This is a genomic window from Arsukibacterium indicum (genome assembly GCF_019100565.1).
Classification (GTDB): domain Bacteria; phylum Pseudomonadota; class Gammaproteobacteria; order Enterobacterales; family Alteromonadaceae; genus Alishewanella; species Alishewanella indicum.
Genome location: NZ_JAHRID010000001.1, coordinates 175,529 through 198,047, shown reverse-complemented (window position 1 = coordinate 198,047; position 22,519 = coordinate 175,529). Strand labels below are relative to the sequence as shown.

Below are 22,519 nucleotides of genomic sequence, written 5' to 3'. Positions count from 1 at the left end.
TATCCAGCATAACAGACTAACGATAAGGATTATTCGAAATCCTGCCGAACTGGCCAACTAACACTATTGCGGCACTTAACAGGTAAGCCCCTGAAATAAGCATACTCCAGTACGCCATGCTAAGGCCTGCAAACTGCCAGTCTACCCCGCCACAACTGCCGGTAACCTCGAATACGGCTGGTAACCATTTATCCAGTGCAAGCCAGGCCGGAAACTCAGCAAACAGGGCGCAACTGCTAAAGCCTCCCGCTGCCAGTGTTTGTTCTATATTGACTAATTCCATTGCCTGATAAAGGCCAATACCAGCGCTAATCAGCCATAACGCTATGGCCAGTATCCGCAAAAAACCGTTTTTAGGTGCCAGTAAGCCTAACAAGCCTGCAAGCAGGATGCCGGCAAAAGCGGCCCTGATGTAAATACATTTTATGCAGGGTTGTAAATTAAGGCCATATTGAAAATATAAGCCGCTGGCCAGCAACGCCAGTGCACTTAACAACAATAAAAACCAGGACAGGCGATGGCGCGATATTTTTTTTATTGTAGCCAGCATAAATGTTCCTATTGGTTTAACAATCAGCTAATTGGCTAATTTAAGGGATTTATGAACAATACACAATTGTTGTGTTAGCAGCCGCTGGCTATTTTTCTGTGCCGACTTGTTAACTGGCAGCGCTCTGGTACAATCAGTCAACTTGTATGATGACCCTGACGGATTTTTTGGCATGACCAATCTGATTAAAGCGCAAAGCCCTGCCGGTTTTGCAGAAGAATATATTGTAGACTCGATCTGGAACGGCAAATTTGCTCCTGGATCCATTTTGCCGGCAGAGCGCGAGCTGTCTGAATTGATTGGTGTTACCCGTACAACACTGCGCGAAGTGTTACAGCGCCTGGCACGTGATGGCTGGTTGACTATTCAGCATGGCAAACCCACCAAAGTAAATAATTACTGGGAAACGTCAGGCCTGAATATTCTGGAAACCCTGGCGCGGTTAGATGAAGATCAGATGCCTAAACTGGTAGATGATTTATTGTCAGCCCGCACTAACATCAGCGCGATTTATATTCGCGGCGCCATTAAAACCCATCAGCAGGAGGTGATTGCTGCGTTTACCGGGGCCGAAGTGCTGGAAGATAATGCAGCAGCGTTTGCCGAATTTGACTACAATCTGAATCATGAGCTGGCTTTACATTCATCAAACCGGATATATGTGCTGATTTTGAATGGATTCCGTGGTCTTTATAATAAAATTGCCCGGTTTTATTTTTCTCATCCGGCAGCACGAGAACTGGCCCGCAAGTATTATGCTCAGTTGAAGCAATATGCTGAAGCCGGTAAACATGATGAAGTGGTAATGGCTGTGCGTAAATATGGTATTGAAAGCGGTAAAATCTGGCAGGAGTTAAGGCCTGATATTCCAAAAGATTTGATTGAATAACAACAAGGCTGCATATTGCAGCCTTTTTTGTCAGTATTTTTTGCCCTGAACTAAAGCTTGCTGCTTGTTGTTTCTGTTGCTGCCGTTTATTATGCAAAGTTATATGTTATTTCTTTTTGCTATAAGCGGCAGTGCCGTGTGAGAAAGGCCCGAGGATGAACCAGCCATCAGTACGCCCCCGTATCCGCCCGTCAGAAATTTATTTAGACAGCAACGCTACTACCCCGGTGCTGCCCATTGCGGCAGCTGCTGCAATGCAATGCATGCAGCAACAGTTTGGTAACCCCAGCAGCAGCCATACTACTGGCATTAAGGCAAAAGCAACGCTGGAGCATGCCCGAAATCTGGCCCGCCAGTTAACCGGTGCAGGGGATGGCCATATTTTGTTTACCTCCGGTGCTACCGAGGGCATTCAGAGTTCGGTGGTGTCGGCATTACTGGCTCTCAGAGAGCAGGGGAAAAGCGGGCCAGCAACGTTGCTGCTGTACGGTGCGACTGAGCATAAGGCGGTACCTGAGAGTCTGAAACACTGGAATACGGTGTTGCAGCTTGATGCCACGATCAAAGCGATCCCGGTCGACAACAATGGTCAGCTGGATTTAACATTTATTAGCGATCATGCGCCAGCGGCTGGCCTCATCTGTACTATGGCGGCCAATAACGAAACTGGTATTAAGCAGCCTTTAGCCGAACTTGAAGCCTGCATTCGTAACGCCAACCCGTCGGTGTACTGGCTGGTGGATTGTGTGCAGGCACTGGGTAAAATGTCATTGCAGTTGGCTACTACCACTATCGATTATGCACCTTTTAGTGGCCATAAATTGTATGCACCCAAAGGCGTTGGCTTTTTATACGTCAGGTCACGTGCGCCTTATCAGCCTTTTATTATTGGCGGCGGGCAAGAGGGCGGCTTGCGCTCGGGCACTGAAAACTTACCGGGAATTGCCGCTTTGGGTGCAGTGCTTGCGGAACTGCAGCGTCAGGATAGCCTGTTGTTTCAGTCAGAGCAAACCCTGTGGTATTACCGTGAAAAGTTGCTGGCGGCACTTCGCTATGTCTTCCCCGCTCTGGTATTAAACAGTGAACAGCCTTATATCGTGCCAACGACAGTTAACTTTTCGGTACCGGGTTTTTTCAGCAAAGATATTATGGATTTATTTGATGCCGCCGGGATCCGGATAAGTTCCGGATCTGCCTGCAGCTCCAAAGTGCCCAGCAGTTTTGTGCTGGATGCAATGGGCCTGGCGGACTGGCGCAGCCAGGGGGCTATTCGTTTATCCTTCGGGCCGGCAATGACACCGGTTCAGTGTAACGATGCATGCACTGCAATCAAAGGGTTAAAAGCGGTGGTCAATAAACATTGCCTGGTTGTCACTGATGCCACACCCACTTTGGAAATCCATGCCGACGGTTTGCTGCAGCTTAAGCATGAAGACTGTTGCAGCTATTTGCTGATTGATGCCGGCAACGCCATGGCATTGATTATTGATCCGGTACCGGCCCTGGTTAACCGGATTATTAATATCGTGCAGGGCCGGCAGTTGCAGGTGCTGGCCATTCTGGAAACACATTTACATGCTGAACAGCAAAGTGCTGCGGCTTTGTTACGTCAAACATTAAATGTAAACCAGCAAAACGCTGATGCCTTTGGCTGGCCAGCTGGCACTGAGCAACTTGCCATGGCAACGATGCAGCTAACCCGACTGGCAACACCGGGGCATTGTGCCAGTGCTATTAGTATTATTTTGCGCCGGCAGCAACAGGTGCTGGCGGCTTTTGTCGGTGATGTTATTTTACCGGGAGGTATTGGCCGCACCGATTTAGCTGATGGTGATGCCGGGATGTTACAGAGCAGTATCCTTTTGCTTGCTGAGCATATTGAACATGACAGCTTGCTGTTGTCCAGCCATGATTATGCACAGCGTTTTGCTACTACTTTGCAGTTAGCGCAGCAGGAAAGTGAACTGTTCGCAAAGGTACTGGCAGGACTCCCTGCTGCAACGTGGCAGCAACAGTTGAATGAACAAACAGCCCGGCTGCAGAATGCCAGTCATTATTATTGTGGTCTGGTAGAAGTAACCGCAACCGATGCCAACCGGTTACTGGATAAAGCCGAGCTGACTGATATTCTGGCACAACAACCAGACCTGCTGGTTGTTGATGTGCGGGAACCCCATGAACAAACCGCCGGCCCGCTGCAACGGCATTTACCTGCTGCTGCACAAGTACTGGCCGTACCGTTGTCCAAATTGTGCGATGCGTTAATCAGCCGTCAGCTTACGCCTGCGCGGCCGCTGTTGCTGGTATGTCGTAGTGGAAACCGCAGTTTACTGGCTTGTAAAGTATTGCGTCGCTTCGGTTTTACAGCAGTGTACAATTTAAACGGTGGCATGGCGATGCTGGTTTAGCGAAAATTGGCGCAAAAAAAAAGCGCCGTTTACACGGCGCCAGGCTTGCTCCACCAAGCTAAGAGAGAACGATCAGTAGAAAAACTGCTGTAACGGGTTTAACAACCGGGTCAGGCCTTTGTTAAATTTCAGAGGCGCACTCAGTACAGACAAACACAGGCAATCTTCGTCAGCCAGGGTTCTTGGTGTATGAGTGTCATCAGGTGAATTTATCAGTAAATCGCCAACACCGTATTCACCATTTTCATCAACAATTTTGCCTGCTAACACCAAAGTCATTTCCAGGCCAAGGTGGGTGTGATTCGGTACCTCGGTGCCTTTGTCAATGTAAAGCAGTGATACATGCTGCTTATCCGCGGTTGGCAGTTTTGCCGTAGCAATGCCACCAAGATGCAACCATTTGTTACGCTGTTCAGCAAGCCGGGCCAAGGCCCGGGGTATTTCAAAGGTCTTACCGTTTACCGAGACGCTGGCAACCTGCGATTTAACCTTTATGGACGTACCAGTGTCCGCTGATATGGCCGGCTGACTGGTGATGAAATCCAGCATTTGCTGCCATTCCTGCTCAGCATCACGGCTATTCACTTGCTGCTCAGCAAGCGATGAAGCCTGATCATTGGTAATATCTTTACTTTGCTGCTGGCAATGCGGGCACAGGTCAATATGGGCGGACACCGCAAGAGCAACGTCTGCCGACAGCGACCCTTCAACATATTGTTCCAGTAACATTAAACCTGGATGAAATTTAACTGCGTGTGTCATCTAATGCCTCTCTCAATCTGTCCAGGGCTAAGCGGATCCGGGACTTTACTGTACCTAGGGGTATTGCCAGCTCATCAGATACTTCCTGATGAGATTTTTCTTCTAAATAAACTTTTTGCATCACCATGCGCTGTGCCGGCGGTAACCCGTCAAAATGGGGCGCCAGTTTTTCACTCATTAATATGGTGTCCCAGTTATCGCTGTTGTTGCTTTCCTGTTCCGGATAATCACCATCAAACCACAGGTCATCAGCGCTGATATCATCTTTTCGACTTTGCTTTTTTCTGAGCATATCGAAACGAACATTCCGGGCAATAGTGAAAATCCAGGTAGAAGCACAGCCGCGACTGGCGTCAAATAATCTGGCCTTCCGCCAGACGTTGAGCATAGCGTCCTGCACCATCTCCATCGCCTGCTGCTCGTTGCCAAACATCTTGATACCAAAGGCTCTGAGCCTGGGCGCAAAATAACTGAACAATTCAGCATAAGCTGCTTTGTCCTGATGCAAGGCAACCAGGGTCAGGGCATCTTCCCATTGTCCGGTGCGTTGCTCGTTGTCTGTTTCTATTGTCATCCGCTGGTTAATTCGCTTCTGCTTCGTTGAACCAGCATGATGCCCTGATAGCGCGGTTGTTTCCAACATATTTGTTTATCCCGGCTGTACGCATTCATTAAAAGAGATTATTTAGGTTTGAGTGATATACGCTTTTTTAGCCTGGTCGGTTTGCAATTTTTATAACTATAAAATAGAAAGAAATGACCACTTTAATGCGATATATATTCTATAAAGTTGAGGTATTATTGCCTAACATGTTTAAAGGAGAGAATTATGAAAAATGTTCTGGTAATCAATAGTTCAATTAGTGGTGACAATGGCCACTCAACCAAATTAAGCAAAGCGTTTATCGCTCAACTCGGTAGCGATATTAAGCTGACAGAAATTGATTTGAATACTGCGCCATTACCACATTTAGAAATGAGTGAGCTGGCTGCCTGGATGACCCCTGCCGCAGAACGCACTGCAGAGCAGCAGCAGCTTGCGGCTTACTCAGACAAGCTGATTGAACAGGTTCGTGCAGCAGATGTCATCGTGCTGGGTGTTCCCATGTACAATTTCGGTATTCCGTCGCAGCTTAAATCTATGCTGGATCGGCTGGCCCGCTCCGGTGTTACCTTCAAATATACAGAAAATGGCCCGGTTGGTTTGCTGGCTGACAAGCCGGTTGTCGTACTGGCAACCCGCGGTGGTATTTATCAGGGCACTGCAGCAGATAGCCAGACACCTTTTTTAACCAGTTTCTTTAATTTTATTGGCTTAACTCAATTGCACTTTGTTTATGCCGAAGGCCTGAACATGGGCGAAGCGGCTGCTGAGAAAGCGCTGAATGCGGCCCGACAGCAGCTTGGTCAATTAACCGAAAAAGTCGCGGCCTGAAAGTTGATGTATTGTTCAGAATGCGCAGCGTCTGCTGCGCATTTTACGTTTTATTATGGAAAGCCCGCTGCAGTTTTTTCAGCCTCCCGCTACTGTTATTCTGGCTCAGATCCTGGCTAATCAGCCGCATTAAGTTGCGTTCAGTGCGAAGGCTTTGTATAACAGGGCGTCGTTAATTCAGTACAAGACTTAATTTTATGAAATTATTCCATCAAACCATGCTTGTTGCAGTAACTGCTGGCCTGCTGTTCAGCAGCAATCCGGTTTTTGCCAAATCAGATGCTCAAACCTGGCAAAGCGCACCGGTAGTTGCTAAATCGGTTTATCAGGCTGATCCCTCCATTAAGTTCACTTTAGAGCAAATTATGGCCGACCCTGACTGGCTGGGGCGTTCGCCTGAAAGTGCGTTTTGGAGTGCTGACAGCAGCCAGGTATTTTATCAGCAAAAACGCGCCGGCAGTGATCTGCGGGACTGGTTCCAGCGGCCATTAAGTGCCGTTGATAATGGTGTGGCAGTGCCATTGTCTCAGCTGCATCAGATGGGTAGTAGTAATGTGCAGTACAGTGCCGACCGGCAGCTGCAAGCCTGGGTTTTTGAAGGCAATATTTTTGTTCGAAAAGCTGATGGCGGGATTTTGCAAGTTACCCGCAGCAATCAAAGTCATAGCGCGCCGCAGTTTTTAAATGATAACCGGCTGCTATATCGCCAGGGCTGGACTTTTTATACGGTCGATTTAACCAGCGGAATCAGCAGTGAGCTAATCAGCCTTAAAACCGAAGAGCAGCCAAAAGCACCGGCAGTTCCAACTGGCTATCTGGCACAGGAACAACACAAGCTGATTGACTATGTTGCCAAAGTACATCGACATAAAGTTGAGCAGCATCAGGCGAAAGTCGCGCTTCGGGACGCGAACCCGGCAATGGCGCCAGAGGCTGTGTATTTGGGTAAAGACCAGCAAATCGTTGATGCCAGTATTTCACCTAATGCCGATTATTTGCTGGTGGCAGTGCGTAAAGCCAAACCGCGTAATGAAAAGGATATTATGCCTAACTACATTACAGAGAGCGGTGATATTGCAGCGCAACCGGTAAGGTGGCGTGTTACTGATTTTAAACCTGAACCGCAGAAGCTTATTCTGGTGTCGTTAACCGATGGTAGCCAATATCCGCTCAGCTATACCAGCTTGCCGGGCTATAACGAAGATGTACTGGCCGAAGTAAAAGCGGAAAACGCCAAAGCAAAAGGTGAAAAGTATAAAAGCGGCAAAGTGATCCGGGATATTGGCCTGATGACAGACTGGTACTGGAGCCAGAGCGCTATGCGCTGGCATAATTCCGGTGATCAGGTTGCGGTAATGCTGAAAGCCTTTGATAACAAAGACCGCTGGATTGCTACCATTGATTTTGACAAGAAAGCGCTGGTGCCTCAGCATCGCCTGCATGATACTGCCTGGGTTAACTACGCCTTTAATGATTTTGGCTGGTTTAATAACAGCAAAACTCTGTACTTTTTGTCTGAAGAAAGCGGTTATTCGCATATCTACACTAAAGAATTAACAGACCGTAAAGCGAAAAAGTTAACCAGTGGCACCTTTGAAGTAAGTCATCCGACATTAACAACTGATGACAACTATTTATATTTTAAGGCAAATGTCTCCCATCCGGGGATCTATGAAGTATACCGGCTCGATCTGGCAAACGCTAAAAAGGAGCAACTGACCCGTCTCGGCGGTATGACAGATTTTACCCTGGCACCTGATGAGCAAAAATTACTATTAACCCATTCAACCAGCCTGATGCCAGAAGATTTATACCTGATGGCAGCGAAGCCGGATGCAGAAGTTATCAGACTAACCGATACGGTCTCGGCAGAATTTAAACGCTTGCCGCTGGTTGCACCGCAAGTGGTGGCTGTACCGTCAAGCCACACTAAGCAGCCGATATTCAGCAAGGTGTATTATCCGGCAGACTACCAGCAGGGTGAACCAAGACGGGCAGTTATTTTTAATCATGGCGCGGGCTATCTGCAAAATAGTGATCTGGGCTGGTCTGGGTATTTCCGGGAATTTCTGTTTCATAATTTGCTGGCGCAGCAAGGTTATGTGGTAATGGATATGGATTACCGGGCATCAAAAGGCTATGGTCGGGACTGGCGTACAGCTATTTATCGGCAGATGGGCACGCCGGAAGTTGAAGATTTAGCCGACGGGGTTAACTGGTTGGTGAACAATGCTAATGTTGATCGTCAGCGTATCGGCACTTATGGTGGTTCGTACGGCGGTTTTATGACCTTTATGGCGCTGTTTAAACAGCCCGATTTGTTCCAGGCAGGGGCCGCGTTGCGTCCGGTTAGTGACTGGGCTTATTACAACCATCCTTATACCTCAAACATCCTGAATACACCGGATATTGATCCTATTGCGTACGAGCGCAGCTCACCTATTTATTTTACTCAGGGTTTAACTAAACCGCTGCTAATCAATGCCCCGATGGTGGATGATAATGTATTTTTCCAGGATGTGGTGCGGTTGGTCCAGCGCTTAATCGAACAGGAAAAACAAGACTTTGAAACGGCGATTTATCCGGTAGAGCCGCATGGTTTCCGCCAGCCCAGCAGTTGGCTGGACGAATATCGGCGTATTTATAAGTTGTTTGAGCAGAACTTGTAACGATCTAACGATACGGTCGCAATACCCGCTCTGGCTCGTCGCAGCAACTCGCCCTGCAGCCTTCGGCAGGGCTCAGACACTCTGCGCCGCCCAGATCGGGTTTCCGACCTCCTTTCAAAGTGCATCGAACTTAAAAAACGTCTCACTAAGAGACGTTTTTTAATGCCACTAACCTGGTGAAAATACCGCTACTGCTTATTCAGTAAATCCCGGATCTCGGTCAGCAATTTAACGTCTTCCGGTATTTTGGCTACCTCAACCGGCTTGGCTTCTTCTTTCGCCTTCATCGAATTCATTGCTTTAACCCCAACAAATACGGCAAAAGCAATAATGATAAAATCAATAATTGTTTGCAAAAACATACCGTACTTTATAACCACTTCGGCCTGTGTTTCGGTCGCTTGCTGAATAATCACCGCTAAATCGCGAAAATTAACCCCACCCAGCAATACGCCAATGGGCGGCATAATAACGTCGTTGACAAAAGACGACACAATTTTGCCAAAAGCAGCGCCGATAATAATCCCCACTGCCATATCAACCACATTGCCGCGCATGGCAAAGCTTTTAAACTCACCTAGCATACTCATAGTAAATTCCTGTTTTATTGTTATTACGAGCCTTTCCGTGCAGAGATGCCGGGACAGGTATTATCACTATAGTCAGGCCGGATAAATTTGCCAGAGTGTTTTGTTCAGAAATTGTCAGTAGGCCAGTTCAGGCTGCAATTGGCGCTAACAAAGTCAGTGTCGGCAGTAAATTCAAGAGGTTGGCCAGAGTAGGGGTGCAGTAGTTGTAAACTGGCGGCATGCAACAGCAGACGTGGTGCCGCAGCTTTTATCACAGCCGGTGCATAAAAGGCGTCACCAAGGATTGGATGTCCCAGTGCCAGCATATGCACCCGTAACTGATGCGAGCGGCCGGTAACCGGTCGCAGCTCCACCAGGGCGGCATTATTCAGCTGTTGCAATACGCGATAATGAGTAAGGGCGGTTTTGCCTGTTTTGCTGCAAACTTTCTGGCGTGGGGCGCGTTCAGGGTCCACGGCCAGCGGCAGATCAATGCTACCCTCATCGGCTGCGGGCTGACCGGCTACAACCGCCAGATAACGTTTTTTAACGATTCGCTCAGCAAACTGGCGTTTAAGTTCCCGTTCGGCCTTGCGGCGCAGCGCTATTACCACTACCCCCGACGTGCTTAAATCAAGCCGGTGCACCAGTTGTGCTAATTTAAATTCCGCCTGAACCCGGCTCAGCAGACAATCAGCTAAATGGGGGCCGCGGCCGGGGTTGGTTAACAAACCACTGGGTTTATTCAGCACAATAATGTCTTTGTCCTGATATAAAATATCAAGCCAGGGCTCAGTTGGGGGAATGTAGTTAAAGCTATCGGCCATAAGCTGAAGGTAATAATCAATCTGGTCAGCAGCATAACGGATTTTGCGCTGCAGACAAACCGCTTATCAGGCATAATAGATATCAAGCGGCGAACATATTTTACAATTTAATCGGGTGGGTGTTATTTAATGGCAGACTTATCTGAACTGGCAGTGCTCCCTGCAACTGAGCAGCCGTTTAGCGTGTTATACGAAGATGAACAGCTGCTAATAGTCAGTAAGCCCGCTAAGTTACTAACGGTTCCGGGCCGGCATCCGGCCAATAAAGATTGTCTGATCAGCCGGGTACAGCGCGAGTGGCCGACTGCTTCGGTGGTGCATCGGCTGGATTATGATACTTCGGGTATTGTATTGCTGCCCTTGACCAAAAGAGCCTTGTCTGAGCTTAGCAAACAGTTTCAGGCCCGTACTATCACTAAGCAATATCAGGCAATTGTTTCCGGGCTAATTGATAAAATGCAGGGCGAGATTAATTTGCCGATAGCACCTGATCCGGCAAACAGGCCATGTTATAAGATTTGTAATGAAAGCGGTAAACCTTCTTTAACCTTTTATCAGGTTCAGTATCGCGATGAGGCAAATAATCAAACCCGGCTATTGCTGACACCGGTAACGGGCCGCTCTCACCAGCTCCGGCTGCATCTGCAGGCGACAGGGCATCCAATAGCGGGTGATCCATTCTATGGTCCGCAAGATAATATTGATACTGCCGGACGGTTGCTGCTGCATGCGTGCAGCATCCGCTTCACACACCCGTTAACCGGTGAGCAAATGGTTCAGGATAATCCGCCAGAATTTTAATAAACAGAGGAATAACCATGGAAGCTAATCACATCGAAGTCCGACATCTGACTAATCAGGATATGGAGGAGTTACGAGAAGCATCTGAACAGGTATATAAAGCAGGCCCTCTGCTTACCTGGACTAAAGAGCGGGTTGATACCTTGTTAACCAAGTTTCCTGAAGGGCAGATTTGCGTGTGTGTGGATGGTAAGGTTGTTGGCTGTGCATTCTCGATCATCATTGATTACCGCAAATTTAGTGATGATCATACCTACGAGCAAATTGTTTCCGGTTTTTCCTTCGATAACCATGACCACAATGGCGATGTACTTTACGGGATTGAAGTTTTTATTCATCCCGATTATCGCGGTTTGCGGCTGGCACGACGGCTTTATGATGTGCGCAAAGAATTGTGTGAAAATCTGAATTTACGGGCCATTATGGCCGGTGGCAGAATGCCCAATTACGAGCAACATGCTGCGACACTCAGTGCCAAGCAGTTTATTGATAAAGTAAAACGCAAAGAGCTGTACGATCCGGTACTCAGTTTTCAGCTGGCCAACGGTTTTCATGTTCGTAAGTTGTTAAAGGGCTATATTCCGGGCGATACCCAGTCACAGGAATATGCCACGCTACTGGAATGGGCCAATATTTATTACACCAAATCGGTAAAATTAATTAATGCACCCAAAGCAGAAGTACGGCTTGGCCTGGTGCAGTGGCAAATGCGCAATATGAAAGACATTAACCAGCTGTTTGAACAGATGGAGTTTTTTGTTGATGCGGTATCCGACTATAAAAGCGATTTTATCCTGTTCCCGGAACTGTTCGCCGCGCCGCTGATGGAGCATTACAACCATTTAAGTGTCACCCAAAGCATACGCGAGCTGGCAAAATATACCGATACCATTCGCGACAAATTCGTTGAGTTTGCTATTGCCTATAACATCAATATTATTACCGGCAGCATGCCTTGCATCTATGATGGCAAGCTACATAACAGTGGTTTTTTATGCCGGCGTGACGGTAGCTGGGAGCAATACGATAAGGTGCACGTCACCCCTGCAGAAAAGCGTAACTGGGCCATGCACGGCGGCAATAGGGTTAAAGTGTTCGATACTGACTGCGGTAAAATTGGCATTATGATTTGTTACGATGTCGAGTTTCCGGAATACGCGCGTTTGTTATCAGATCAGGGAATGAATATCCTGTTTGTGCCTTTTTTAACCGATACCCAGAACGGATATACCCGGGTACGCCACTGTGCTATGGCCCGGGCGATTGAAAACGAGTGTTATGTGGCCATTGCCGGGGCAGTGGGTAATTTGGCGCGGGTTAATAATATGGATATCCAGTATGCCCAGTCGGCGTTATTTACGCCGTCGGATTTTGCTTTTCCAACTACCGGTATTAAAGCTGAGGCGACACCCAACTCCGAGATGTTGCTGATCGTGGATGTAGACCTGGATGCACTAAAAGAACTGCATTCTCATGGCAGTGTTAATACCATGAAAGACCGCCGGCATGATGTCTATCAGTTGTCGCTGGTAAATCCGCCTGAGGGTAAAAAGTAACAGGTTACAGTCCAAAATATATTTGTTGGGCTAGCTTGTTTCGGCTGTGACAAAGCCTCATGATAGTGCTATCAGGACCACGTTAGTGTCTTGTGGCTGTTATGAGGTTTTATGCGCTGGCTCACTGGCTTTGCCATCCTGGTTTATCTGGCTTTACTGTCGTCACCGCAAACATTGGCAGTGTATGGCAGTGGGGTCTCGCGACTAGCTGATACCCAGCTGCAAGGGCTTAACCCCGCCATTTCTTCTGCGCTTCATCAGCAAGAGTTAGTCGCTGACAATGATGTCGATGATAAACAGCCTGCAATACAATCAACTATTACAACTACTTTTCAGAGAGTTAAATCTGCCACTGCAGTAAGTTGCCAGTGGTTTGCTATTACGGCTTTAACCCAGGCTTATTCTGCCCGCGCGCCACCTGTCTCTACTTCGCTGTAAAACTCAAACCGCAACAATCTGTTGCCCGTTTTTTTGCCCGCTATAGCGAAGCTGTAGTGGTGCTGAGTATGTGAAGGACCCAACCTATGTTAAATAAAAACCCGGCCTGGCGTTATCTGGTCGTTATCGGCATGCTGCTATTAACCTTGCTGTATGCACTCCCTAATTTATACCCTGAAGATCCGGCGCTGAATATCAGCGCCAGCCGCGGCGGCACAGTAACGGAGCAAACCCGTCTTCAGCTGCAGCAAACCTTTAGTGACGCTGGCATTGCTGCAAAATCCGTAGAGTTACAGGACGGTAAAATAATTGCCCGTTTTAGCAATGCAGAGCAGCAACTGCAAGCGCTTGATCAGGCGAAAAATTTATTGGGTCGCAGTTACACCAGCGCCCTGAGCCTGATGCCTGCTACGCCAGCCTGGCTAACGGCAATTGGCGCGACGCCAATGAAGCTTGGGCTCGACCTGCGTGGTGGTGTGCACTTTCTGCTGGCCGTAGACATGCAAGCTGCAATGGACAAGCAGCTGAACGATATGGTCAGCGCCTTTCGCAGCGACCTGCGTCAGGCAGATATCCGTTATTTAAGTGTTAAGGCGGATTTGGCGCAGGGTCAGATTACACTCAGTTTTCGCCAGTCTGAAGATCTGAAGCAAGCAGCAACACTGTTGAGCAAGCAGGATAACCAGTTTGTGATAACAGAGAGCGTTGAAGACCTGAGTTTACGGGTTGCTCTGACTGAACAGCGCCAGCGCGAGATCCGCAACTATGCGCTTGAACAGAACATCACCATTCTGCGCAACCGGGTAAATGAGATTGGCGTTGCCGAGTCGGTAGTGCAGCGCCAGGGGGCAGACCGGATTGTAGTGCAATTACCCGGTGTGCAGGATACCGCCCAGGCCAAAGAAATATTAAGTGCTACCGCAACCCTGGAATTTCGGTTGGTTGATACCGACAGTGATTTAGCCGCTGCTGTGGCGGGGCGGTTGTCCGCCAATGCTGATCTGTATCACAGTGCCGATGGCCGGCCAGTATTACTGGAAAAGCGCGTGCTGTTAACCGGTGATCATATTATTGATGCGGTTTCAGGCTATGACGAATACAGCCAGCCGAAGGTGTCGATTAAATTGGATACTGCCGGTGGCAATTTAATGTCGGATGCGTCAAAAAGTGCGGTTGGCCGCCGAATGGCAACCGTATTTATTGAGTATAAACCCGGCTCCGAGCTTAATGCTGATGGCACCGCAGTGCTGGTGAAACAGCAGGAGGTGATTAACGACGCCACCATTCAGATGCGGCTGGGACGGGACTTCGATATCACCGGCTTAAACTCGCCGGCAGAGGCGCAGAATCTGGCCAGTTTATTACGCGCCGGCGCCCTGATAGCCCCAATTCAGGTGATTGAAGAGCGGACCATTGGCCCGAGTTTAGGCAAAGAAAACATCGCCCTGGGGTTAGCTGCGATTCAGTGGGGATTGGTTGCAGTTGTGCTGTTTATGCTGGTGTATTACAAGGCATTCGGCCTGGTAGCCAATGTGGCATTGGCAGCAAATCTGGTATTGATTGTCGGTTTTCTGTCGATGATCCCGGGGGCAACACTAACCTTGCCGGGTATGGCGGGTATTGTTTTAACGGTTGGCATGGCGGTGGATGCCAATGTGCTTATCTTTGAGCGAATACGGGAAGAGCTGGCAGAAGGACGCAGCGTGCAGCAGGCGATTAATCTGGGATACGAGCGGGCCTTTGCGACCATTGCTGACTCCAATATTACCACCTTGCTGGTGGCTCTGATCCTGTTTGGTGTGGGCACCGGCCCGGTAAAAGGTTTTGCTATTACTCTGGCGATTGGCATTTTAACGTCAATATTTACTGCGGTGGTTGGCACTCGTTTGTTGGTTAACTTGTTCTGGGGTGGCCGCCGTTTGCAGTCACTGCCGCTGTAAGGAGTAAGGTATGCAATTATTTAAATTTACCCAGCCTGTTAATTTTATGCGGATAAAATGGCCGGCGTTGGTTTTGTCGGTGTTACTGGTATTCGGCTCTTTCGCGTCAATTTTCAGTAAGGGAATAAACTGGGGGCTTGATTTTACTGGCGGTACGGTAATTGAAGTGGGCTTATATCAGCCAGCAGATTTAACAGCTATGCGCGACACCCTGGCAGCTGCCGGCTACCCGGATGCGGTTATTCAGCTGTTTGGTTCCAGTAAAGATGTGCTGATCCGTATTCCGTTGCGGCCGGATCTTGCCCAGGAAAAAGTAGGAGAGGCCGTGCTGCAGGCCTTAAATTATCAGCAAGCGGTGCCGGTAGAGCTGCGCCGGGTTGAATTCGTCGGCCCCAGTGTTGGTGAAGAGCTGAAGCAGGATGGTGGCATGGCTTTGCTGGTCGCGCTAATCGGCATTTTACTGTACGTTGCCCTGCGCTTTGAATGGCGCTTGTCGGTCGGGGCGGTATTGTCGCTGGCGCATGATGTTATTTTAACGGTCGGGTTGTTTTCAGTCTTGCAGCTTGAGTTTGATTTAACCGTGCTTGCCGCTATTCTGGCCCTGATAGGCTACTCGATTAACGATACCATAGTGGTATTTGACCGGTTGCGGGAGAGCTTTCGTAAACTGCGGGATGCAACGGTTGATGAAACGATAAACCACGCCATCACCACCACCCTTAACCGCACAGTGGTAACCTCGTTAACCACTGTGTTGGTCTTGGTCGTTTTATTCTTTTTGGGCGGGGCACTGATTAACGGCTTTGCGACTGCACTATTATTTGGCATTGCGGTGGGCACGTATTCGTCAGTTTATGTTGCCAGTGCCATTGCCGAAGTATTGGGGATCAGTCGTGAGGACATGCTGCCACCGCCGGTAGCAGAGCAGGAAGGCGAGCATATCAGCACGCTTTAAATTAATAAAAAAACGGCCCGCGGGGGCCGTTTTCTTTTATTACTAATCAGAAGACTGAAAGCAGCGATATGCGGTTTAATCGTCAAGAAAACGTTCTGTCTTCACTTCGTTCTGGAACACAGTAGTAAAAGAATTATTAGGGATTTTGGTCCATTTATCGCTAATGTTGTCCAGTGGTTCAGAGACAATTATTGTGCTTCCCGCTGGTATTTGCGGTTTGCTGTTGGCAAACTCCTGCATACAATTGGTATCGGTTGAAACAAACTGAGTCATGGGCGCTTCATTATACGAGTAACGCAAGGTGTATAGTTTATTGCCATCAGAAAATGCGCATGACAAATTAAGCACCCCGTCTTTATCAACGTCGTTCAGAACCTGTAATACCTCTCTGACCATTTTTTGCATCGCGGCTTTGGGGTTGTCCGGCAAGCCATAGGTAATGGCCAAATAGAAAAATGTTTCGCTGTCGGTGGTGCCCTGCAGTAGCGGAAAGAGTTCCGGGCTAATTTTCATTTGCAGCTCACGGCGTATTTTATTGAAGTGGCTGATATGGCCATTATGTTGAAAAATCCAGTTTTTATACCGGAACGGGTGACAGTTTGCCCGCTGAATATCACCGGTTGTAGAGGCTCTGATATGGGCCAGAAAGGTTTGGGCTTTTATATGATGGCATAAGCTGTCAAGATTAGTATTATGCCAGGCAGGCAGATCATCTTTAAATAAACCCGGTTCTTCGCGTTCGTCAAACCAGCCTATACCAAAGCCATCGCCGTTAATACTAAGCAGTTCACCACTGTTGGTGAAGTTCATCTGGCTGTGGCGGCTTTGTACAACCAGAGAGTGATCAGGTTTGGTAACAAGTGTGTCCAGATAAACTGGTTTGCCGGTGTAAGCTATCCATCGGCACATAATATCCCCCGTGGTGATTCAAGTACGGTAGCACTAGTATAGCGATGCTCATAAAAGTTGCACACCTGTGCTACCACGTGATCAATAATGGCATCGGCAATATTAACGCCGGTCACTTTTTCAATACCCTGTTCACCGGTAAAATCCGGCGACACATTCACTTCCAGCAACATCGGGCCGGAATCTGCGCGGACAAAATCGACTCCGGCAACATTAATACCAATTGCTGCGGTTGCTGACAGAACGATTTCTTCCTCGTTCTCTGTAAGCTGATAGGGTTCTGAACATCCACCTAACGCTACATTTGATCTGAAATCACCATCCTGTGAACGGCGGCACATTGCCGCAGCAACTTTACCGCCGATAACAAAAGCTCTGACATCAGTACCGGCTGCTTCGGCAATAAACGACTGGATTACATAACTGGCACCCAGCTGGCCAAAGGTTTTAACGATGTTATCCATTTCCTTTTCGGAGCGCGCCAGAAAAATACCGGTACCTTCAGTGCTTTCAATTAACTTAACAATCATTGGCGTACCTATGGTTTTCGCCAGTTGCCGGAAACCCTGAGGCGTATAGGCTATACCGGTCGCGGGAAAGGGCAGGCCTCTGGCCTGCAGATACTGCAGGCTTTTAAGTTTATCGCGCCCCAGCCTCAGGGCAGCAGGCGACTCACTGATATAGGTTTTACTGCAGATGAATTGTTGTAAGACATTAGTACCATAATCGGTAAAACTGACATTTAAACGAGGAATTATGGCATCAAACTGCTTAGTAATATCCTGATCACGCCAATAGATAACCGGTTTGTCGTTGGCGAGTATCATGCTGATATCCCGGATATTACAGCGTCTGGCACTATGGCCTTTTGCTGTGGCGGCTTCAAGCAGTCGTTGATCGTCCTGTTCCTGATCCGTGGATATAATACAAATATTCATTTGTGCTCCCTTTATGTTTTGTTGCTTAAAGGTTAAGAAAAGCATAGCGGTAAAACCACAATACTTCCTCCAAAACAGCACAAATGCAGCTAAACTTAACTTTTCAGGCAGAAATTTGCAGAATAGTTTTGATTTGTTTGCCTGATTAATTTACCAGAGCAGCCAGTCAATAGGTTGCTGCTGTTTGTAATTTAGTCAGAGGATTAATATGTGTGGATTAGCAGGAGAAATTAACTTTCAGGGAAAAGCATCAAGTCATTATGTTAATTTAATGTTGGGTTCCCTGGCGCCGCGGGGCCCGGATGGCTGGGGGTTAACTGCACAGGGTAATACCTGTTTTGGCCATCAGCGGCTGAAAGTCATCGACTTAACAGCTGCAGGGGCCCAGCCGATGCACGATGCCAGCCTGGGGCTGACCATCGTTTTCAACGGCTGTATATACAACTACAAAGCATTGCGGCATGAGCTTGAGCAATTGGGCTATCAGTTTTTTTCCACCAGTGACACCGAAGTCATTCTTAAAGCTTATGCCCAGTGGCAAGAGCAGTGTATGAGCCGGTTAAACGGCATGTTTGCTTTTGCTATCTGGCATCGGGACACCAACAGTACCTTTTTTGCCCGCGACCGGCTGGGCATAAAACCCTTGTATTATTATCATAATCGCAGTGGTTTCTGGTTTTCTTCAACCCTGCCTTCATTGTTAAAATGCCCGGAAGTACCGGCAAAGCTGAATCCGCTGGGGGTCCATCAATACATGTCATTCCGGGCAATTGTCGGTGCGGATACGTTGTTTAGTAATGTGCATAAATTATTACCGGGGCACTGGTTGCATGTCAGTGCTGACGGTGACATCAATCAGGGTTGCTACTGGCAGCTAAACACAATGGTAGATAATAAAGAAGAGCGCAGTGAACAGGACTGGCAACAAGCCCTTCGTGCGGCATTGTTTACCAGTGCCAAACGCCGGCTGGAGGCAGACGTACCGGTTGGTGTTTTATTATCTGGCGGTGTCGACTCTTCATTACTGGTGGGAATGTTAAGTGAACTGGGGCAGAAAAAGCTGCATACCTTTTCGATTGGCTTTGACAATGTGGCAGAAGAAGAGGGCAACGAATTTAAGTACTCTGACATTATTGCTCAGCATTACGATACTGAACATAACAAGATTTTTGCTCGTCACAGTACGTTATTAGAGCATTTACGTCCCTGTATTGATGCTATGTCTGAACCGATGGTAAGCCATGATGTCATTGGCTTTTACTTACTGGCGCAGGCAGTCAGCCAGCATGTAAAAGTGGTGCAGAGCGGGCAGGGGGCTGATGAGGTTTTTGCCGGTTATCACTGGTATCCGCCGATGACTGATGTTTCTGAGCAGCAAGCCGCCGAGTGTTATGCTAAGGCGTATTTTTCATGGGATGACACAGAGCTCTCGAAAGTGCTGACACCTGAATACTGTTTGCGAAATGAATCACTTAATTTAGTGCGGCAGCATTTCGCTAATTGTGGTTCACGGTTGCCAGTTGATAAGGCGTTGCATCTTGATACTGCGGTGATGCTGGTAGACGATCCGGTGAAGCGGGTTGACAATATGACCATGGCATTTGGTCTGGAAGCCAGGGTGCCGTTTCTGGATCACGAACTGGTGGAACTGGCGTTTCAGATACCGCACCAGTTAAAACTGCGTGACGGCGGTAAGTATCTGTTAAAACAGGTTGCCAGAGATATCATTCCAGCTGCGGTGATCGACCGGCCCAAGGGCTATTTTCCGGTACCTGCTTTGCGGCAGATGCAGGGCGAATATCTGGCATTAGCCAAAGAGGTATTCAGTCAGCCGGCAGCCAGGGCGCGTAAACTGTTTAATATGAACTACATTGATGCGATGCTGGCCGCACCTGAGCACTACACCGGTAAATTCGGTTCAAAATTATGGCAGGTGACGTTGCTGGAACTGTGGCTGCAGCAGCACGGTATAGAATAACGCCAGCCGGCAAAAGATGAAATCAGCCATAAAAAAACGGCCAGTGAGGCCGTTTTTTTAAATTCAGTAACTAATTAATGTTTAGTCGCTTTTTTCAGTGCCCGCATTTCGTCGTGGCATTCTTGCATTGTGGTTAATGATTGACGTAACGCTGTTTCGAACTGCGGAGGCTGGTTTTCTTTCAGCGCCGCTTTTAACTCCTCCAGCGTTTTGTCTTCAACTTCTTCTAACTGGCTGATATAGGTATGCTCTTTATCAGACGACATTGCACCTATTACCTTGGTGTAAACTTTACGGGCTTCCACCGTAAAGGCTGAACCATCTTCGCGCTCACCATCTTCCTGAATTGCAAAAGGTTGCAGGCGTTCCTTAACCAAACGGCGGGCATTTAGCATCCGATCGAAAAACTGAGCCAGCTGACGATCGTCTACTTTTTGCTTGGCGTCGCCATAAAAATCGATACCGCTGTTCAGCACCTGAATAATGTCATGTACGTGCTTTATTTCCGGGTTATTTAACTGTGTCATAAGGTGAGTTCTCCATATTGATCCAATATCTGGCAGTTACCGCTCTGGCTTACTGCCACTAAACACATCCAATTGACAGGACACTCTATCAACTGCAGCATGCAGGCCAGCTTGTTGCAGCATAGTTTCTGTTGTTTGTTGTTTTTATTTAAGTAATTGATATATATAAAGAAAAAATATCGCATGCGTGGTGCAACTGGTACGTGAAGCCAGCTTTTTTAACTCGAACGCAACGCATAAATTTCAGGTTTTTATTAACAACCCGGTAATTTTTACCATGTGGGCCGGGCCAACGCCGGGCAAATACTGATGCTGTAATTCGCTATTAACTATTGGGTGTTTTCTGCCAGGGTTAACTATGCTACGTTCAGTTAATCGCATTATTAAGCTTAGGGGTAGTCAATGATTCAGGACCATTCTGTAAGCGAATCCAGCCAGCTTTCAGCAGGTGCAGAGCCAGCCGATGAAGTTATGGTATTTGCTGATGACCCTGAAGTCATGCCGGCAGAGCACCTGTACTGGACGGTGCTTATTGTCGATGATGATCCGGAAATTCATCAGGTTACCTTACTTACCCTGCGTGATTTCAACTTTCAGAACCATAAACTTAAGTTTATCAGTGCTTACAGCGCAGCAGAAGCCAAACCGATTTTAGCCAGCAATAACGATATTGCCCTGGTGCTGCTGGACGTGGTAATGGAAACGGATGACGCCGGCCTGACGCTGGTGCACTATATTCGCGACACGCTGCAAAATCAGCTGGTGCGTATAGTGTTGCGTACCGGCCAGCCCGGCCAGGCCCCAGAGCAAAAAGTGGTTCAGGATTATGATATCAATGACTACCGGGCAAAAACTGAATTAACAGTTCAACGGTTAACAACAACAGTGTTGTCGGCGCTGCGGGCATACAATGCCATTGTTGAGCTGGCGAAGCTGAATGAAACGCTTGAGGCAAAAGTGCAGGCCAGAACGGCAGAGCTGGCAGTGGCCAATCAGCAATTGCAACAATCGCTGGCCGAGCTTGAAGCGGGTGAACGGGCCGGCAAGCAGGTTCAGTTTAAAATGTTGCCGCCGGTCAGTTTTCAGTTTGGTGAATATCAGTTTAGCCATGTGCTGTATCCATCAGCCTATATGAGCGGCGACTTTGTCGATTATTTTAATGCTGATGAAAACCATGTAGTGTTTTATATTGCCGATGTTTCAGGGCATGGGGTGGCGTCCGCGTTTGTCACGGTGTATTTAAAGCGCTTTATCAGCTCATGCTATGAACAATATCAGCGCGCGGCAGCAGATACGCTGCTTGATCCGGCAGCTATGCTAAGCAGCCTGAACACCGAGCTGCTGCGTGAAAACATCACAAAATATATCGCGTTATTTTATGCGGTGCTTGATACCCGCACTGCCACCATTACCTATGCAAATGCCGGTGCATACCCCTGGCCCTTGTTGCTTGAACCAGAACAATCGCGTTATCTGGAACTTAAAAGTACCCCGGTAGGGATGTTCGATGAGATCAGCTACCAGAATCATAGCCTGACTTTGCCGCCTGATAGTGGTCTGTTATTGTGTTCAGATGGATTATTAGATCTGTTGCCGCAACAGGGTACAGAGCAGAAAATGCAATGTCTGCTTGAAAAAAGTGCTGCTGATGCCAGTATTGAGGCGTTGTTACAAACCTTAGCCGTGGATCCGGATAACACCTTGCCAGATGACCTGACTATAATGAAACTTTATCGTCAGCAGGATTGCTCCAAGTGAGCGCGAAGTTAGTGCCAAGTGAGTTTTGAATGAGTGAACAAGCACAAATACTGTTTGCCAGCAAAGATAACTGCTGTTTTTTCAAACTGCATGGCGAGCTACGTTACACCAACGCTACCGGTATGGACGATTTAATTGAGCGATTGTTCAGTAAACCTGTCAGTTGCCAGCAGGTAATCATTGATTTAAATGAAGCGACCTTTATCGACAGCACCTATGTCGGGTTGCTGGCCAGTCTGGCCCGCTACTGTCAGCAGCAGCAGTTACCAAAGCCTACATTGTTTTCAACCCAGTCAGAAGTAAATGAATTACTGTACAGCCTGTGTCTTGACCAGGCATTTCAGATTGTTGAGCAGTCTACCAGCCCCGCGGCTGAGCTCAGCAGCGTAATGCCCGGCCACTACAGTGAACAGCAACAAGGTGAGATGATCCTGCGGGCCCATCAGGCGCTGATAGACCTGAATTACAAAAATAAAGCTGAGTTTCAGCCGTTGGTTGATTTGCTGGCACAACAACTGAAGTGAATGATTAAGCACCTCTTCTGACTATCCTGACTTAAACGCGCGATTATTGCAGCAAACAAGGGCTTCACTTTGGGTTAAGGTCAGCC

General features: G+C 48.0%; 20 protein-coding genes. 12 read left to right on the top strand and 8 right to left on the bottom strand.

Annotation, left to right across the window (positions count from 1 at the left end):
- Positions 1-16: 16 nt before the first annotated feature.
- Positions 17-550 carry a disulfide bond formation protein DsbB gene (dsbB, locus tag KQY15_RS00885; RefSeq protein ID WP_217666510.1) on the bottom strand — a complete coding sequence of 178 codons (534 nt, stop codon included), beginning with the start codon at positions 548-550 and terminating at the stop codon, positions 17-19.
- Positions 551-722: 172 nt separating this feature from the next.
- Here dsbB and fadR point away from each other — a divergent pair, with 172 nt between their 5' ends.
- Positions 723-1,439, top strand: coding sequence for a fatty acid metabolism transcriptional regulator FadR (fadR, locus tag KQY15_RS00880; RefSeq protein ID WP_217666509.1), 717 nt, complete (start codon positions 723-725; stop codon positions 1,437-1,439).
- Positions 1,440-1,594: 155 nt separating this feature from the next.
- Entirely contained in the window at positions 1,595-3,847 is a 2,253-nt protein-coding gene (locus KQY15_RS00875) for an aminotransferase class V-fold PLP-dependent enzyme (RefSeq protein WP_217666508.1), read from the top strand.
- A 72-nt stretch (positions 3,848-3,919) separates the two neighbouring features.
- On the opposite strand, the gene KQY15_RS00870 is transcribed toward KQY15_RS00875, so the two are convergent.
- Together KQY15_RS00870 and KQY15_RS00865 are read right to left on the bottom strand one after the other, a co-directional pair.
- Entirely contained in the window at positions 3,920-4,609 is a 690-nt protein-coding gene (locus KQY15_RS00870) for a ChrR family anti-sigma-E factor (RefSeq protein WP_217666507.1), read from the bottom strand.
- On the bottom strand, positions 4,593-5,252 hold the full coding sequence (locus KQY15_RS00865; protein ID WP_217666506.1) for a sigma-70 family RNA polymerase sigma factor: 660 nt from the start codon (positions 5,250-5,252) through the stop codon (positions 4,593-4,595). Before KQY15_RS00865 ends, KQY15_RS00870 begins: the two co-directional genes overlap by 17 nt.
- Before the next feature lie 186 nt (positions 5,253-5,438).
- Here KQY15_RS00865 and KQY15_RS00860 point away from each other — a divergent pair, with 186 nt between their 5' ends.
- Together KQY15_RS00860 and KQY15_RS00855 are read left to right on the top strand one after the other, a co-directional pair.
- Positions 5,439-6,044, top strand: a complete 606-nt coding sequence (locus tag KQY15_RS00860) for an FMN-dependent NADH-azoreductase (protein ID WP_217666505.1) — start codon at positions 5,439-5,441, stop codon at positions 6,042-6,044.
- Positions 6,045-6,241: 197 nt separating this feature from the next.
- Entirely contained in the window at positions 6,242-8,713 is a 2,472-nt protein-coding gene (locus KQY15_RS00855; RefSeq protein WP_217666504.1) for a S9 family peptidase, read from the top strand.
- Positions 8,714-8,901: 188 nt separating this feature from the next.
- Here the strand turns inward: KQY15_RS00855 and mscL are convergent, their stop codons facing one another.
- Both mscL and KQY15_RS00845 read right to left on the bottom strand, forming a co-directional pair.
- Entirely contained in the window at positions 8,902-9,303 is a 402-nt protein-coding gene (gene mscL, locus KQY15_RS00850; RefSeq protein WP_217666503.1) for a large-conductance mechanosensitive channel protein MscL, read from the bottom strand.
- A gap of 104 nt (positions 9,304-9,407) precedes the next feature.
- Positions 9,408-10,109, bottom strand: a complete 702-nt coding sequence (locus KQY15_RS00845) for an RluA family pseudouridine synthase (RefSeq protein WP_217666502.1) — start codon at positions 10,107-10,109, stop codon at positions 9,408-9,410.
- Between the two features lie 129 nt (positions 10,110-10,238).
- On the opposite strand from KQY15_RS00845, the gene KQY15_RS00840 reads away from it, so the two are divergent.
- The 5 genes from KQY15_RS00840 (at position 10,239) to secF (ending at position 15,799) form a co-directional block, all read left to right on the top strand.
- Positions 10,239-10,910 (top strand): RluA family pseudouridine synthase, encoded by a 672-nt coding sequence (locus KQY15_RS00840; RefSeq protein WP_217666501.1) that lies wholly within the window; start codon positions 10,239-10,241, stop codon positions 10,908-10,910.
- Between the two features lie 17 nt (positions 10,911-10,927).
- Positions 10,928-12,466, top strand: coding sequence for a carbon-nitrogen hydrolase family protein (locus KQY15_RS00835; protein WP_217666500.1), 1,539 nt, complete (start codon positions 10,928-10,930; stop codon positions 12,464-12,466).
- Positions 12,467-12,577: 111 nt separating this feature from the next.
- Positions 12,578-12,904 (top strand): hypothetical protein, encoded by a 327-nt coding sequence (locus KQY15_RS00830; RefSeq protein ID WP_217666499.1) that lies wholly within the window; start codon positions 12,578-12,580, stop codon positions 12,902-12,904.
- Between the two features lie 86 nt (positions 12,905-12,990).
- Positions 12,991-14,844, top strand: a complete 1,854-nt coding sequence (secD, locus tag KQY15_RS00825; RefSeq protein WP_217666498.1) for a protein translocase subunit SecD — start codon at positions 12,991-12,993, stop codon at positions 14,842-14,844.
- A gap of 10 nt (positions 14,845-14,854) precedes the next feature.
- Complete coding sequence (secF, locus tag KQY15_RS00820; RefSeq protein WP_217666497.1) at positions 14,855-15,799, top strand: protein translocase subunit SecF; 945 nt, start codon at positions 14,855-14,857, stop codon at positions 15,797-15,799.
- A gap of 75 nt (positions 15,800-15,874) precedes the next feature.
- Here secF and KQY15_RS00815 read toward each other — a convergent pair whose 3' ends face one another.
- Positions 15,875-16,708: a class II glutamine amidotransferase gene (locus KQY15_RS00815; protein ID WP_217666496.1), complete on the bottom strand. Its 834-nt coding sequence runs from the start codon at positions 16,706-16,708 to the stop codon at positions 15,875-15,877.
- Positions 16,693-17,646, bottom strand: coding sequence for an ATP-grasp domain-containing protein (locus tag KQY15_RS00810; protein WP_217666495.1), 954 nt, complete (start codon positions 17,644-17,646; stop codon positions 16,693-16,695). Before KQY15_RS00810 ends, KQY15_RS00815 begins: the two co-directional genes overlap by 16 nt.
- Before the next feature lie 208 nt (positions 17,647-17,854).
- Between KQY15_RS00810 and KQY15_RS00805 the strand changes: the two genes are divergently transcribed.
- Positions 17,855-19,624 carry an N-acetylglutaminylglutamine amidotransferase gene (locus KQY15_RS00805; RefSeq protein ID WP_217666494.1) on the top strand — a complete coding sequence of 590 codons (1,770 nt, stop codon included), beginning with the start codon at positions 17,855-17,857 and terminating at the stop codon, positions 19,622-19,624.
- Between the two features lie 74 nt (positions 19,625-19,698).
- Here KQY15_RS00805 and KQY15_RS00800 read toward each other — a convergent pair whose 3' ends face one another.
- Complete coding sequence (locus tag KQY15_RS00800) at positions 19,699-20,151, bottom strand: PA2169 family four-helix-bundle protein (protein WP_217666493.1); 453 nt, start codon at positions 20,149-20,151, stop codon at positions 19,699-19,701.
- Between the two features lie 402 nt (positions 20,152-20,553).
- Between KQY15_RS00800 and KQY15_RS00795 the strand changes: the two genes are divergently transcribed.
- Both KQY15_RS00795 and KQY15_RS00790 read left to right on the top strand, forming a co-directional pair.
- The gene (locus KQY15_RS00795) at positions 20,554-21,909 is read left to right on the top strand and encodes a PP2C family protein-serine/threonine phosphatase (RefSeq protein WP_217666492.1); all 1,356 of its coding nucleotides are present in this window, start codon (positions 20,554-20,556) and stop codon (positions 21,907-21,909) included.
- A gap of 29 nt (positions 21,910-21,938) precedes the next feature.
- A complete protein-coding gene (locus KQY15_RS00790) occupies positions 21,939-22,433 on the top strand; it encodes an STAS domain-containing protein (protein WP_217666491.1) in 495 nt (164 codons plus the stop codon).
- Positions 22,434-22,519 lie beyond the last annotated feature (86 nt).